Source organism: Mesorhizobium sp. CA6, from assembly GCF_020165035.1.
Lineage (GTDB): Bacteria > Pseudomonadota > Alphaproteobacteria > Rhizobiales > Rhizobiaceae > Mesorhizobium.
In genome coordinates this window covers 218,194-232,743 of sequence record NZ_JAIUHI010000002.1, presented here as the reverse complement: position 1 = coordinate 232,743, position 14,550 = coordinate 218,194, and the positions used below count along the sequence as shown (strand labels likewise).

13 protein-coding genes are annotated in these 14,550 nt (G+C 67.5%); 1 reads left to right on the top strand and 12 read right to left on the bottom strand.

Features of this window, described 5'->3' with window-relative positions:
• Nucleotides 1–108: 108 nt before the first annotated feature.
• Genes cobT through cbiE form a run of 7 tightly spaced genes read right to left on the bottom strand, consistent with a single transcriptional unit; the run spans nucleotide 109 to nucleotide 6,418 of the window.
• Nucleotides 109–1,119, bottom strand: coding sequence for a nicotinate-nucleotide--dimethylbenzimidazole phosphoribosyltransferase (gene cobT, locus LB526_RS03325; protein WP_224626084.1), 1,011 nt, complete (start codon nucleotides 1,117–1,119; stop codon nucleotides 109–111).
• A gap of 24 nt (nucleotides 1,120–1,143) precedes the next feature.
• Complete coding sequence (cobS, locus tag LB526_RS03320) at nucleotides 1,144–1,911, bottom strand: adenosylcobinamide-GDP ribazoletransferase (protein ID WP_224626083.1); 768 nt, start codon at nucleotides 1,909–1,911, stop codon at nucleotides 1,144–1,146.
• A complete protein-coding gene (locus tag LB526_RS03315) occupies nucleotides 1,908–3,224 on the bottom strand; it encodes a cobyrinate a,c-diamide synthase (protein WP_224626082.1) in 1,317 nt (438 codons plus the stop codon). Before LB526_RS03315 ends, cobS begins: the two co-directional genes overlap by 4 nt.
• Nucleotides 3,221–4,018 (bottom strand): uroporphyrinogen-III C-methyltransferase, encoded by a 798-nt coding sequence (gene cobA, locus LB526_RS03310; RefSeq protein WP_224626081.1) that lies wholly within the window; start codon nucleotides 4,016–4,018, stop codon nucleotides 3,221–3,223. The genes LB526_RS03315 and cobA overlap by 4 nt, the downstream gene beginning before the upstream one ends.
• Nucleotides 4,019–4,032: 14 nt before the next feature.
• Nucleotides 4,033–4,797, bottom strand: a complete 765-nt coding sequence (gene cobM / locus LB526_RS03305; protein WP_224626080.1) for a precorrin-4 C(11)-methyltransferase — start codon at nucleotides 4,795–4,797, stop codon at nucleotides 4,033–4,035.
• Nucleotides 4,794–5,180 carry a cobalamin biosynthesis protein gene (locus LB526_RS03300; RefSeq protein WP_224626079.1) on the bottom strand — a complete coding sequence of 129 codons (387 nt, stop codon included), beginning with the start codon at nucleotides 5,178–5,180 and terminating at the stop codon, nucleotides 4,794–4,796. Before LB526_RS03300 ends, cobM begins: the two co-directional genes overlap by 4 nt.
• Nucleotides 5,177–6,418: a precorrin-6y C5,15-methyltransferase (decarboxylating) subunit CbiE gene (gene cbiE / locus LB526_RS03295; RefSeq protein ID WP_224626078.1), complete on the bottom strand. Its 1,242-nt coding sequence runs from the start codon at nucleotides 6,416–6,418 to the stop codon at nucleotides 5,177–5,179. The genes LB526_RS03300 and cbiE overlap by 4 nt, the downstream gene beginning before the upstream one ends.
• A 1-nt stretch (nucleotide 6,419) precedes the next feature.
• Here cbiE and LB526_RS03290 point away from each other — a divergent pair, with 1 nt between their 5' ends.
• A complete protein-coding gene (locus LB526_RS03290) occupies nucleotides 6,420–7,187 on the top strand; it encodes a cobalt-precorrin-6A reductase (protein ID WP_224626409.1) in 768 nt (255 codons plus the stop codon).
• On the opposite strand, the gene LB526_RS03285 is transcribed toward LB526_RS03290, so the two are convergent.
• From LB526_RS03285 to LB526_RS03265, 5 genes are read right to left on the bottom strand one after another with little or no spacing between them, the layout of a single operon-like run.
• Nucleotides 7,151–7,915, bottom strand: coding sequence for a precorrin-3B C(17)-methyltransferase (locus LB526_RS03285; protein ID WP_224626076.1), 765 nt, complete (start codon nucleotides 7,913–7,915; stop codon nucleotides 7,151–7,153). The genes LB526_RS03290 and LB526_RS03285 overlap by 37 nt on opposite strands.
• The gene (locus LB526_RS03280) at nucleotides 7,912–8,661 is read right to left on the bottom strand and encodes a precorrin-2 C(20)-methyltransferase (RefSeq protein ID WP_224626074.1); all 750 of its coding nucleotides are present in this window, start codon (nucleotides 8,659–8,661) and stop codon (nucleotides 7,912–7,914) included. Before LB526_RS03280 ends, LB526_RS03285 begins: the two co-directional genes overlap by 4 nt.
• A complete protein-coding gene (locus LB526_RS03275; protein ID WP_224626073.1) occupies nucleotides 8,658–9,290 on the bottom strand; it encodes a precorrin-8X methylmutase in 633 nt (210 codons plus the stop codon). The genes LB526_RS03280 and LB526_RS03275 overlap by 4 nt, the downstream gene beginning before the upstream one ends.
• Entirely contained in the window at nucleotides 9,291–10,784 is a 1,494-nt protein-coding gene (gene cobG, locus LB526_RS03270; protein ID WP_224626071.1) for a precorrin-3B synthase, read from the bottom strand.
• Nucleotides 10,781–14,545, bottom strand: a complete 3,765-nt coding sequence (locus tag LB526_RS03265; protein WP_224626069.1) for a cobaltochelatase subunit CobN — start codon at nucleotides 14,543–14,545, stop codon at nucleotides 10,781–10,783. The genes cobG and LB526_RS03265 overlap by 4 nt, the downstream gene beginning before the upstream one ends.
• Nucleotides 14,546–14,550 lie beyond the last annotated feature (5 nt).

The window sequence follows — 14,550 nt, the reverse complement described above, 5'->3', positions numbered from 1 at the left end:
TCTTTAAATGATCCGGCGTCAGATCAGTGCAGCCGTCAAATCCGCTAAATTTAGATAATATTAAGCCGATTTGCAGAAACAGAAATTGCGCAAGGGCGACCAATCCCCTCACTTTTCAGAAACGCCGGCCTCGGCAAAGCTCGCCATCTTCGCGTGGCATTCCAGTGCCGAACGCACGATGTTGACGGCAAGGCAGGCGCCGGAGCCTTCGCCGAGCCGCATGCCGAGATCGAGCAGCGGCGGCAGGCCGAGCGCTTCGAGCAGGCGGCGGTGGCCGGCTTCGGCCGAGACATGGGCGGCGATGGTGTGGGCGAGGCCGGTCGGATGCAGCCTCGCCAGAGGTGCTGCGGCTGCGGTGCAGACGAAGCCGTCAAGCAGCACCGGCACGTTATTCTTGCGCGCGGCGAGCGTGGCGCCGAGGATTGCCGCCAGCTCGCGCCCGCCAAGGGCGGCAGCGATCTTCAGCGGGTCGGAGAGCGCATCGGGATGGCGCTTGAGGCCGGCCTCGATGGCCACGACCTTGCGCAGCAGCCCGGCATCGTCGACTCCGGTGCCGCGGCCGGTCCATTTTTCCGCGCCGCCGCCGAAAAGCGCCGTCGAGATCGCCGCCGCCGGCGTGGTGTTGCCGATGCCCATCTCGCCGAAGCAGACGAGGTCGAGATCCTTGGTTACCGTGTCGTAGCCGGCCGAGACGGCGGCGAGGAACGCCTTTTCGTCCATCGCCGGCACTTGCGTGAAATCGCCGGTCGGATGGTCGAGGTCGAGCGGGATGACGTCGAGCTTGGCGCCGGCAATGCGGGCAAGCTGGTTGATGGCCGCGCCGCCGCCGGCGAAATTCGCCACCATCTGTACGGTGACTTCCGAAGGATAGGCCGACACGCCCTGCGCGGTGACGCCGTGATTGCCGGCGAAGACGACGACCTTCACATGGTCGAGCTTCGGCATGTCGCGGGCCTGCCAGCGGCCGAGCCAAGCGGCGATCGCTTCCAGCCGGCCGAGACTGCCCTGCGGTTTGGTCAGCGTGTCCTGGCGCCTCGCGACGGCGCTGGCGGCCGCATCGCTGCCGGACGGGACGTCGAGGCAGGCGGCGCGAAGGTCTTCGAGGGATTTGAAGCTCATGGGGGCAAGGTCTCCGAAAGTGAATCAGGAAAGGCAGATGGAAGCGACGAGCAGCACGGCGATCTCGCCGAGCTGCTGCAGCGCGCCGATCGTGTCGCCGGTCTGCCCGCCGATCTGGCTGAGGCAAAGAGCGCGGAACGCCATGAAGACCAGGCCGAGCAGGATCAGCGCCGCGATCGTGCCGCCAAGGCCGAGCGCCAGCAGCGCCACGGCACCAAGCGCAGCACCTATGACGGCGGTCTCGGTGGTGACGGTGCCTGCGCCCGCCGACAGACCGTCGCTGCGGGCCGGCGGCAGAAGATGCATAAAGGCGCCGAACAGGCCGCGCGAGCCGGCATGCGCGGCAAGCAGCGCCAGGAAGACGTGGCCTGGACCGGCGAGTTCGGAAAGAGCGCTCCAGCGGATGAGCAGTGACAGCCCAAGCGCTGCAGCGCCATAGGCGCCGATGCGGCTGTCGCGCATGATCTCCAATTTCCTGTCGCGCGTCCTGCCGCCCCAAAAGCCGTCGGCGATATCTGAAAGCCCGTCCTCGTGCAGGCAGCCGGTGACGAGCATCGTCGCGGCGAGCGTGAGCGCCGCGGCCGGTGCTGTGGCGAGGCCGAAGACGGCGGCGATCGCATAGACGAGTGCGCCGATGGTCGCCACGGCGAGACCGGCGAAGGGCGCCGCCCAGATCGCATCCGCGAGGCTGCGGCCGCCGAAATCGCTTGAGGGCAATCTCAATCTGGTGAAGAAGACGAGGCTGAGGCCGATATCGTCAAGCACTTGCCGGGGCGCGGAAGGGCCGCTCATGCGCTCCTCGCAATGGCATGGAAGAAGGTGCCGCTGACATGGCCGCGCCGGTAGCCGGAGGCGCCGAGCGGATTGCCCTGGCCGTCGGCGAGATCGGCCAAGGGCTCGTCATTGCCGGCAGCAAGCATCTGCGCGTAGTGGAATTCGTGACCGCGGATCCGCGTGCCCTCCGGCCCCAACGGACAGGCGGCGCGCAGCCGCGCCTCGCGATAGCCGAGATTCATCTTGCGTTTGGCGAAGCTGGTCGAATGGCCAAGCAGGCTAAGCATCTTGTGGCTCTCGCCCTCCGCGTCTTCCAGCACTTCGCCCAGCACCATGAAGCCGCCGCACTCGCCGTGAACCGGCTTTGCCGCCGCAAAGCGCGCCATTCCTGCCTGGAAGTTGATCGCGGCCGCGAGCTTGCCGGCATGCAGCTCGGGATAGCCGCCGGGCAGCCAGCAGACATCGCAGTCCGGCGAGGGCGCCTCGTCGGCAAGCGGCGAGAAAGGCACGATCTCGGCGCCTGCCTTGCGCCAATGCGTGGCGACATGCGGATAGAGGAAGGTGAAGGCGGCGTCTTCCGCCAGCGCGATGCGCTGTCCGGGCGGCTGCAAGGCATCGCCAAAATCGCCGGTCGCCGGTTCCAGCGGGGTGGCCAGCGCCAGGATGGCGTCGATGTCGAGCGACTTCTCGACCATGTCGGCCAGCCGGTCGAGATGCGCCATCAGGTTCTCGTATTCGCCGGCCTGGACGAGGCCGAGATGCCGCTCCGGCAGGTTGAGCGTCGGATCGCGCAGGATGGCGCCGACCACGGGCAGGCCGATCGCCTCGATGGCGTCGCCGGACAGGCGGCGATGGCGTTCGCTGCCGAGCCGGTTGAGAATGACACCGGCCATGCGCACGTCCGGATCGTAGGTGACAAACCCCTTGGCCACTGCCGCCGCCGTGGTCGACTGCCCGGAAACGTCGAGCACCAGAAGTACAGGCAGGCCGTAGAGGCGGGCGAGATCGGCAGCCGAGCCGGAGCGGCCTTGCGGCGCGGGGATGCCGTCGAACAGACCCATCGCGCTTTCAAGGATAATGTATTCGGCGTCGTCCGCGGCTTCGGCCGCTAGCGCATTGAGCAGAGAAGGCGACATCGCCCAGCTGTCGAGGTTGACGCCTGACAGGCCGGTCGCGGCGGCGTGGAAGCCCGGGTCGATATAGTCTGGTCCGGACTTCGCGCCGCGCACTTTCAGCCCGCGCCGCGCAAGCGCACGCAACAGGCCGATGGTGACGCTGGTCTTGCCCGAGCCGGAGCGCGGCGCGCCGACGATGATTGCGCGCGCCGTCATGCGCCGCCCGTCAGTGCCGCGCGCATGGCGACGATGCCGCCGACAACGATCAGCGCCGGCGAAGCGAGCCCGGCGGCCGCGGCCTCGTCAGCGATGTTGGCGAGCGTGGCGACCACGATGCGCTCCTGCGGCGTGGTTGCCGCCACGATCACGGCGGCCGGGGTCGATGGCGCGAGGCCGCCCTCGAGCAGCTTTGCCGCGATCACCGGCAAATTGGCCATGCCCATATAGACGACGACCGGCTGTCCGGTGCGGGCGATCGCGGTCCAGTCGACATCGTCATCGGTGCCGGCGGCGTGGCCGGTGGCGAGGATCACGGCCTTGTTGATGCCGCGCATGGTGGCCGGAATGCCGGTGGCGGCCAGCGCGCTGAGGCCCGAGGTCAGGCCGGAGAGCACCCGGAACGGAATTCCTTCGCCTGCGAGCGCCAGAGCCTCTTCGCCGCCGCGGCCGAAAATATAGGGGTCGCCGCCCTTGAGACGCACGACACGGCGGCCTTCGCGCGCCAGCCGCACCAGCAGGGCGTTGATGTCGTCCTGTTTCATCGAAGGCTGGCCGCCGCGTTTTCCGGCGTAGAAAAGCTCGGCACCTTGAGCTACCGCCACGACGTCGGGCGAGACCAGCGCGTCATAGACCAGCGCATCGCATTGCCCAAGTGCCGCCAGCACCTCCAGCGTCAGGCAGCCGGGGTCGCCGGGGCCGGCGCCTGCCAGCCAGACATGGCCTGGCTCAAGCTCGCGCGGCTTGAAGTTCAGCCGCGCCAGCGCCTGCTCCACATTAGCCCGTCCGTTCATATTGGCGCCGCCGTTCACAATCCGTCCCGTCCGCGAAAACGCCGCTGGTAGTGGGCGTCGTACAATGAGCTTTCGCCGAAATCGTGCGCGGCGAGAGCGCTGCCGACGAAGATGATCGCGGTGCGTTCCATCGGGCTCTCCGCCAGTTGCGCTTCGATGGTGCCCAGCGTGCCGGTCAGGATGCGCTCGTCTGGCCAGGAGGCGCGGAAGACGACCGCGACCGGACATTCGGCGCCGTAAAGCGGGGTCAGATCCGCCACGATGCGGTCGATGGCATGGATGGCGAGATGAATGGCAAGCGTGGCGCCGGTGCGGCCGAAGCCGGCCAGCGTCTCGCCCGGCGGCATTTTCGAGGCGCGGCCGGAGACGCGGGTCAGCACCAGGCTTTGCGCGAGCTCGGGAATGGTGAGCTCGCGGCGAAGTGCTGCCGCCGCTGCCGCGAAAGAGGGCACGCCTGGGGTCAGCGAGTAAGGGATGCCGTGCTTTTCCAGGCGCCTGATCTGTTCGGCCACCGCGCTCCACACCGAAAGATCGCCGGAATGCAGGCGCGAGACGTCGTGGCCGGCCTTGTGCGCGGCGACATATTCGGCCTCGATCTCGTCAAGCGACATCGGCGCGGTGTCGATCAATTTGGTGCCTGGCGCGCAATGCTCGAGCAGTTCCGGCGCGACGATCGAGCCGGCATAGAGGCAGACCGGGCAACTGGCCAGCAGCCGGGCGCCGCGCAAGGTGATGAGATCGGCGGCGCCCGGGCCGGCGCCGATGAAATGGACGGTCATGGCGCATCTCCGCTGATGGCGATGGCGCAGGTGACCGGACCGAGCACGATGCGCGGTCCAAACAGTTTCGCACCTTTTCCGGCCGCGGCCAGGGCCGAGGCTTCCGAAACCGAAGGCGTGCCGGCCTGGGCCTGCGACGCGTCGGAGCGACTGACTGTGCCGGACGAGACGGATTGCAGTGCGGCGTCGGAGATGACGAGCACGGGGAGGTCGAGGTCTCGGGCGGCAAGGAAGATCGCCGGCTCATCGCGCTTGATTTCACCCGTCGCCAATGCAGAAAGCGCCGTCATCGTAAGCCCATGCGCCTCAAGCGCGGTCTCGATCGCGGCGCGAACGTCGCCCGCCGTCACACCTTTGCGGCTGCCGATACCTGCGACCATCATGGCTTGACCCAGCTCCACTGCGTGACCGGCATGGCCGGTCGCCACGCCTGCATCGAGCCGACAGGCGCCGCGCGCGACAGCGCGATGCGGGTCAGGTCGCCGCCACGCCTGTTGTGCTGGTCGAGCAACAGCGCCTCCATCTCCAGCGTCACCGCATTGGCAACCAGCCGGCCGCCGGGACGCAGCGCCTTGATTGCCTTCTCCAGCACCCCGGCATCGCTGCCGCCGCCGCCGATGAAGATGGCATCGGGCGTCTCCAATTTTGCCAGCGCCTTCGGCGCGGCGCCCTCGATCACGACGAGGCCGGGCACGCCGCAATGCGCGGCGTTGCGGTAGATGCGGGCGGCGCGTTCTGCGTTAGCCTCGATGGCGATGGCGCGCAGCGAGGAATGCGCCAGCATCCATTCAATACCGATCGAGCCCGAGCCGGCGCCGATATCCCAGAGCAATTCGCCGCGCCGCGGCGCCAGTGCCGACAGCGTGATGGCGCGGATCTCGCGCTTGGTGATCTGGCCGTCATGTTCGAACAGGTGATCGGCAAGGCCGACGGTCAGAGGCAGGACGCGGGCATCCGGTGTTGATTCAATTTCAATCGCCAGCACGTTGAGCGGATTGACGTTTTCGAGATCGAAGGCTTCGGCGCGAGCGGTGCGGCGTGCCTCATCCTGCCCACCGAGTGCTTCGAGGACCGTCAGTCGCGAAGGGCCAAAACCGAGCTCGTCGAGCAGTGCGGCGATAGCCGCCGGCGCGTCGGCGTCGGAGGTGAGCGCCAGGATGCGCGCGCTGGCATGGAGCAGGGGCCGGATCAGATCGATCGAATGGCCGTGCAGCGAGATGGTCTCCACGTCCTGCAATGCCCAGCCGAGACGGGACGCTGCCAGCGACAGAGACGAGGGCGCCGGCAGGACGAGCATCTCATCCGGCTTGATCTTGCGTGCCAGCGTGACACCGACGCCATGGAAAAAAGGATCGCCGGACGCGAGCACGCAGATTTTTTTGCTCTTGAGCTCCAGCACGTCGCGCATTTCGGCATCGAAGGGCGTCGGCCATGAGCGGGTTTCGCCCTTGGCCAGCGACGCGACAAGGCTGAGATGCCGCTTGCCGCCGAAGACGACGTCCGCCTGCGCAATGCGCTGCTTGGCCTCGTCGCCGAGACCCGCTACACCGTCCTCGCCGATGCCGACGATGGTGAGCCACTTTGAGGCGGGCCTGGCAGCGCGGGGACCCTTAGCAGGCATGATGACCCACCATATCCTGATCCTCGGCGGAACGACGGAAGCCCGGCAATTGGCCAGGAAGCTCGTCCGCCGCTCCGATTTGTCGGTCACGCTGTCGCTTGCCGGCCGCACCAAAAGCCCGATCGCGCAAGGCGTGCCGGTGCGTGTCGGCGGCTTTGGCGGCGCAGATGGGCTGGCTGCCTATCTTCGGGAAGAACAGGTCGATCTGCTGATCGACGCCACGCATCCATACGCCGCGCGTATTTCGGCCAATGCCGCCGAAGCGGCAAGGCAGACGGACGTGCCGATCCTGGCGCTGCGCCGTCCCGGCTGGGAACCCGTGACGGGTGATCGCTGGACGCTGGTTGACAATGTCACCGAGGCGGCACGTGCGCTCGGCACGGCGCCGCGTCGCGTCTTCCTGGCGATCGGCCGGCAGGAGGCGGGCGCGTTCGAGGCCGCTCCGCAGCACCGTTATCTGATCCGCAGTGTCGATCCGGTCGAGCCGGAGCTTGGCGTGCCCGATGCGCTCTACTTGCTGGCGCGTGGACCGTTTCCGGAAGCGGACGAAAGGGCGTTGCTCGAAGAATACGGCATTGATGCCGTCGTTTCCAAGAACAGCGGCGGCGAGGGGACCTATGGCAAGATCGCCGCTGCGCGGGCGCTCGGCATCGAAGTGATCATGATCCGCCGACCGCCTTTGCCGGACGTTCCTTCGACTGAGACCGTCGATGCGCTGGCGGCAAAGGTCGATCATCTTTTCGACGCCGTTGCAGAACGCGGCGTGTAGACCAGCGCTGGTTTTTCGCCGCGCTTGATGATGCGGGTCTCCGGCGAGCCGATGATGATGCAGGTCGCCATGTCGGCTTTTGCCGCATCGGCATCCGCCAGCAGAGAGACTTCGATACGCTCGTCAGGCCGGCCGGCAGCGCGGCCGAAGATCACCGGCGTGGTGCCGGGCAGGATCGCCTTCAGGCATTCGAAGGCGCGGCCAAGCTGCCAGGGGCGAGCCTTGCTGATGGGATTGTAGAGCGCGATGACGAAGCCGGCGCCGGCCGCTGCCAGCAGGCGCAATTCGATCAGCTCCCACGGCTTCAAATTGTCGGAGAGCGAGATGGCGCAGAAATCATGGCCGAGCGGTGCGCCGATGCGGGCGGCGACGGCGAGCATTGCAGTCACGCCCGGGACAACCGAGATGTCGATGGCACGCCATTCTTCAGGGCCGGCTTCGATCGCCTCGCAAACGGCCGCGGCCATGGCGAAAACGCCGGGATCGCCGCCGGAAACGACGGCGACATTGTGGCCTTCTGCGGCCTTGGCCAGCGCTTCGTTGGAGCGGGCGAGTTCCTCGCGGTTGTCGGAGGCGATGCGGGTCTGGTCCGGCCGCAGTTCCAGCCGGTCGAGATAGGGCTTGTAGCCATAGAAGAAGGAAGCCTCGGCGACGGCATTGGCAGCCTGCGGCGTGACCTGGTCGGCATTGCCGGGTCCGAGACCGATGACGGTAAGGCGGCCGCTCACGGCTTGGTCCCTGGGCGAGCCGACCAGCCGGCAACCAGCACGATGGCGAAATAGGGCGCCTTGTCGTCCGGCTTTTCGGCAAGCCGCATCGAGACGCTGCCCGGCATGGTGCCGCGCTCGACATAGACGGCCTTCGCCAGCTTGCCGGTCGCTTCCAGCGCGCGGCGGATTTTTGGCAGGTTGCGGCCGACCTTCATGATGACGGCCGCATCGGTGTCGGCGAGGCGGCGGGTCAGCTCGAACTCGCTCATCGTGCCGGGCAGCACACTCAGCACGTCGTCGCCCTGGACGATCGGCAGGCCGGTGGCGGACCAACAGCCGGACATGGCGGTGATGCCGGGGATGACCTCGGTCGGGAAGCGGTGCGCCAGGCGCACATGCAGATGCATGTAGGAGCCGTAGAAGAGCGGATCGCCCTCCGACAGCACCGCCACGATCCTGCCGGCGCCGAGATGCTCGGCCACCTGTTCGGCCGATTGCTCGTAGAAATCGGCGATCTGCGCGCGGTAGTCGCCGTGATCCTTGTCGATCTCCGTCGTCACCGGATAGAGCAGCGGCAGCTCGATCATGTCCGGCCGGAAGCGCGCCTCGACGATGGCACGCGCATTGCTGTTGTTGCCGCGCTTGGCGAAATACGCGACGACGTCCGCCTCTGCCAACGCGCGCGCCGCCTTCAGTGTCAGAAGCTCCGGATCTCCGGGGCCGGTGCCGACGCCGACCAGACGGCCTTTCACGATCGCGTTCACAGGCCGGGCCTCGCCAGAGAGTTGAGCGCGGCGGCGGTCATGGCGCTGCCGCCCAGCCTGCCGCGCACGATGGCGTAGGGCACGCCGTAGGAATTTTCGGCCAGCGCATCCTTGGATTCGGCAGCACCCACGAAGCCCACAGGCATGCCGATGATCGCGGCCGGCCTCGGCGCGCCGTCGCGCAGCTTCTCAAGCAGATAGAAGAGCGCGGTCGGCGCGTTGCCGATGGCGACGACAGAGCCGGCCATGCGCTCGCCCCAGAGGTCGATCGCGGCGGCCGAGCGGGTGTTGCCGATTTGCTTGGCGATGTCGTGCGTGCGCGGGTCGCGCAGCGTGCATATCACCTCGTTGCCGGCCGGCAGACGGGCGCGGGTGACGCCGTGCGCCACCATCTCGGCATCGCAGAACATCGGCGCGCCGGCGGCGAGCGCGGTCCGGGCGGCGGCAACGAAATTATTCGAGAAGACGAAATGGCTGGCGGCTTCAACCTGGCCGCAGGCATGGATCATGCGGATCGCGACATCGGCTTCTGCCTCTGAAAAGCGCGACAGATCCGCCTCGGCGCGGATGATGGCGAAAGACCGCTCGTAGATCGCCGTACCGTCATGGATATAGTCGTAGGCGGCCATTCACTGGTTCCGTCGATAGAGTTCGGCGATGCCGGCCGCGCCAAGCCTTGCCAGGCAGGCGGCGGCGGTTTCGCCCTGATGTCTTCCGTCGCGGATCGCGGCAAGGATGCCGGCGACCCCGCGCGCGGCGTCATAGCCCGGCCTGTACGCGGCAGGAAGAGCCTTCGCAGTCCCGTCCACGACAAGTCCGGCTCCGTTTTCGTCGCCGACCAGGGTGAGCGCAGCGGTGCCGGGATGCGCGCAGCCCTTGGCGCAGCCGGAGATGTGGAGAGACAGCGAGGCGTCGAGAAGGTCCGCGCTTTCTTTTGCGATCGTTTCGGCGATGGCACGGGTGGCGATGCGGCCGGACGCGCAGGCCGGCGTGCCGGGGCAGGCGGCGATGCGGGTGCGCGGATCGGCGGGGTCGGTGACGAAGCCGAGCGCGGCGGCGGAGGATTGGAGCGTGGAGGGGGCGGAGAGACCGAGAAAGAGCAGGGCTCGGCCTGGGGCGAGGCGGATTTCGGAGGCGCCGAGGTTCGCGGCTTGGGTGGCGAGATCGATGAGGTTTTGCGCCGGCATGCTGCCGTAGGGCAGGGCGATGCCTAGGGCGTGGCCGTCCGTGAGAGCGAAGGTGCCAATGGGATGGGTCTTAGGCTGGCGTTTCTTCACACCCCCCTCTGTCCTGCCGGACATCTCCCCCGCAGGGGGGGAGATTGGCAGTTTCGGCGACGGTTCTCCACCTGCAGACTTGGCGCTAGGCTCGACCTTGCCGATTGGCGAAAGCGCTGATGACAGGTCAATCTCCCCCCTTGCGGGGGAGATGTCCGGCAGGACAGAGGGGGGTGTGACGGAATGCCAACGTGCGAGTGAATTGAGCTGTCTCTCAGACAAATCTCTTGCGTGGGCCTCACGACCTCGCTCAGCCACCATCCTCAACGCCGCCACAGCAATATCGCGGGAAGCATCAGCATCGACCGTCGCGAGCGGCCTTGCACTGCGCCCGTCGCCGGCAATCGACAGGCTCCAAAGAACATCATCGCCAGCCCATACGGCCTTCAGTCGCACATCGGCCGTCACCGCATCTATCGTCAGCTGTCCGCCGCCGTCGACAACCACCGACACCTTCGGCCCCAACCGCGGCGTCAACCCGGCTTCCTCGATCGCCGCCCTGATCCGCTCCGCCACCGGCCGCGGATCGGCGTTCTCTTCTGGATCGATTCCCGCCAGCGGTCCGGTCTCGACCGGAACGCCACTGCGCACCGCGATGCCCAGCGCATCCACTTCGTCCGCCAGCAACCGGGCACTTTCGGCCGTCAGCCCGCGGATCTGCAGGCTGCCGCGCGCAGTCACCTCCATGATGCCGTTGCCGTGGCGCAAAGCGGATTCGCCGAGCCCGATCAGCGACTTCGGCGAAATTCCTCCAGCGACTGGGTTGAGCCGCACCAGCAGCCCGTCGCCGGTCTGCATCGGCGCGCTTAGAGCAGGGCAAGCGCCACGGCGCGAAAACGCGTTCATGCCGCCACTCCACCTGCCTGGGCCTCGGCAATCAAGGCCGCGAGGTCGTCGTCGATGGAATTGCGCAGCGGGTGCCACAGGCCGCGACGTCGCGCGGAGAGAAGCCGCTCGGCGATGACCTTCGCCGCCGCCGGATTCTCGCGCAGGATGAAGGCGCGAACCTCCGGGTCGCCAACATAGGCGTCATGCACCGCCTCGATCAGCGCGCCCGAAATGGCATGGGTAGTCTCCGCGAAGCCGACCAGACGGTCGACCGTCTCGGCGAATTCAGAGGCGCCGCGCGGGCCGTGGCGCATCTGGCCGGCGATGAAGCGCGGGTTGACGGCGCGGGCGCGGACCACGCGCGATACCGCTTCGCCGACCGAACGCGGCTTCGGCTTTTTCGGGTCGGTCGTGTCTAGCACGATGACGTCGGCATTCCTGCCGAGCGCTGCAAGGGCGGCCGAAAAGCCGCCGATGAAGGCGACGTCGGCCGAGCCTTCGAGGATGTCGCGGCCCGGATCGTCGCCGGTGTGGACGAGAAGATCGGCTTCGGCGATGCGGCCTTCGAAAGCGCCGGGCGCAGAAATCCCCTCGCCGTCGGCGCCGCCATAGGCGTGCGAGGTGGCGTCGAGATAGGCGCGGCCGATCTCTTCGCGCGCGCCCCATTCGCCGCGCGACAGCAAGTCCTCGACGCCGGCGCCATAAGTTCCCGGTGAGGTGCCGAAAATGCGCGGACTGATCTTCCCCTGAGCGCGCGTCGCTGCGGCGAGCGGGTTCTCGGTATCGTCCTCGTCGCGGCTGGCGACCGCGTTGGCAGCGGTGTCGACCAACGCGATCTGGGTCGGGAACATGTCGCGGAACAGGCCGGAGATGCGCCAGGTGACGTCGACGCGCGGGCGGCCGAGCGCGGCCGGCGGCAGCACCTCGATGCCGGTGACGCGGCCGGTGGCGGCATCCCATTGCGGCCGGCAGCCCATCAGAGCCAGACCTTGCGCGATCTCCTCGCCGCCGGTGCGCAACGAGGCGGAACCCCAGAGGTCGATGACCAGCGAGCGCGGCCAGTCGCCATGGCTTTGCATATAGCTGCGCACCACTTCCTCCGCCGCCGCCTGGCCGAGGTCATAGGCGGTTGGCGTCGGCATTGTGCGCGGATCGGAGGTGAAGAGGTTGCGGCCGGTGGGCAGCACGTCGGAGCGGCCACGCGCCGGGGCGCCGGCGGGACCCGCCTTGACGTGACGGCCGTCGAGCGCGGCAAGCAGGGCTGCTTTTTCCGCGTCCGCGCTTTGCCGGCGCAGCGGATCGGCCTCGTCCTCCGGCGCGCGGCCATAGACATGCAGCCCGTCCTTCACGGCGAAATCCTTGAGGTCGCAGAGCCAGGCGTCGATGCGGCGCAGCGCTTCGTCCGGAGCGTCTGTGCCGGCAACGCCGGCTTCGGACGCAAGGCCAGTCTTTTGCGCCGTCTCGACAATCAATTTGGCCAGACGGTCGCGGCGGCGGCGGTCGAGGCCGTCGGCCTGCGCATATTCGTCGACCAACCGCTCGAGTTTCTGTTGCGCCTCGTCGAGGCCGGCGCCGGTCAGCGGCGGCGGCAGATGGCCGAGGGTGAGGGCCGAAATGCGGCGCTTGGCCTGCGCCGCTTCGCCTGGATTGGAGACGATGAAGGGATAGATGACGGGCAGCGATCCGGTGACGATCTCGGGGAAGCAGGTTCCGGAGAGGGCCACCGTCTTGCCCGGTAGCCATTCCAGCGTGCCATGCGCGCCGACATGGATGATGGCATGCACGCCGAGCGATTTTTGCAGCCAGAGGCCGAAAGCGATCAGCTCGCGGCGCGGGGGCAGCGTCGGGTCGTGATAGTCGGCGCGGCGGTCGGCCGAGCGGCCGCGGTCGGGGGCCAGCGCCACGGTGACGTTGCCGAAGGTCGCGGCGCGGAAGGGGAAGGTTGTTTCACCCGCTAGCTGCCAAGGCTGGCGTTCTGTCGCGCCCCCCTCTGTCCTGCCGGACATCTCCCCCTCTAGGGGGGAGATTGGCAGTTCGGGCGCCGGCGCTCCACCTACAACACTGCCGATTGGCGAAAGCGGTAGTGACAGGGCAATCTCCCCCCCTGAGGGGGAGATGTCCGGCAGGACAGAGAGGGGGGCCTCGCGCGAACCTATCCCTTTTGCCTTGCCCCACGCGGCCTCTACTGCATCGCGCGCTTCCCTCGGGAGTTCGACCGAAAAGGCAGAGTAGTCCCCTACGGAGAGGCCGTGCCCACCCACCTCCAGCGCATCGAGCAGTTCGCGCGGCGATAGCGGAATCCCTTCAACCGCATAGCCTTGTTCCTTCAGGTCCTGCAGCATGGCGAGCACGCTCGACGGCACATCAAGCCCAACGGCATAACCTGTACGTCCGGGCGCGCTCGGATAATCAGGGATCAGGATCGCGAGCTTGCGTTTGGCCCGCTCCGTCCGCTGCAGGCGAATAAACGCCGCGATCCGCTTGGCCACCTGCGCCACGCGATCCGCCTCGGGCCGATTGGCGAAGGCGCGGAAGGCGAGCGCCGGATCGGTCTCGACCTCGCCCTTGAACGAGACCGCGCCGGCGAGGATGCGGCCGTCGAGCTCGGGCAGCACGACATGCATGGCAAGGTCGGCGGGCGCCAGGCCGCGCTGGTTCTTTTCCCAGACCTCGCGCCTCGTCGTGGCGACGATGACCTGGAAGACGGGCACACCGGCGCGGTCGAAGAGGGTCTCGGCACCGGGTTCCGCGCCGGAGGCGAAGGCGGTGGCGGTGACGATTGCGGCGGGGTTCAGGGAGGTGAGGGCGGTTTCGACGAAGGCCAGGGATGCCGCGTCTTTGAGGCTGGAGACGAAGATCGGTACGGGCGCTAGGCCTTGCGAACACAGGGCGTCAACGAGTGCGTCGATCGGTGCCACATCGGCGGCAAGCAGCATGGAGCGATAGAAGAGGATAGGGATGACCGGGGTGCTGAGGTTGTCAACGTTGAGTTCCGTCGCCCCCCCCTCTGTCCTGCCGGACATCTCCCCCGCAAGGGGGGAGATTGCTCTGTGGTCGACGGTTTCGCCAACCGTAGATGTTTCAGCTAGCTCGATATTTGACGAAGCAGAGATAGAGCCGGCTGGGGTGAGGGCTGATCTCCCCCCTTGCGGGGGAGATGTCCGGCAGGACAGAGGGGGGTGCGAAGGATCGCCGACCTTTGAAAGTGTAGGCTTTTCGACAACTCCCAATCCCGGCTCATAATACCCCGCCTTCGGCACGCTGACCGGTTCGGCCACGGCCGCATCCGACCCGGCGAGCCTTGCCAGCCTTTGCACCAGCGCGCTCATATTGGCCGGACCGCCTTCGCGGAAATAGCCGAGCAACACGTCCAGCTCGGCGCGCGGCAGGGTCGAGCCTTCGACCAACCGCAGGTCCTCGTCATGGCTTTCGCCGGGCAGCAATGCCAGCTTGATCCCGCGTTCGCGCGCCACCGCGGCGAGCTGGTCACAGCCATAGCGCCACCAGTCATAGCCGCCGAGGATGCGGACGAGGATGACCCTGGCGTGGCGGGCGACGCTGTCGATCCACAGGTCCACCGACATCGGGTGGCGAAGGTCGCGCAGCGCCGCAAGCCGCATCGACGGCAGCCGCTCCGCATCCGCCTTCCAGGCCGTGGCCAAGCCGGCGAGATCGCTGTCGGTGAAGGACAGGGCCACCACATCCGCAGGCGTCTGCCTGAGGTCGATCGGCTCGGCGAGATCGTCGAGCGAAGCGGATGTGGTGGCGAGGATGTGCATCGCTT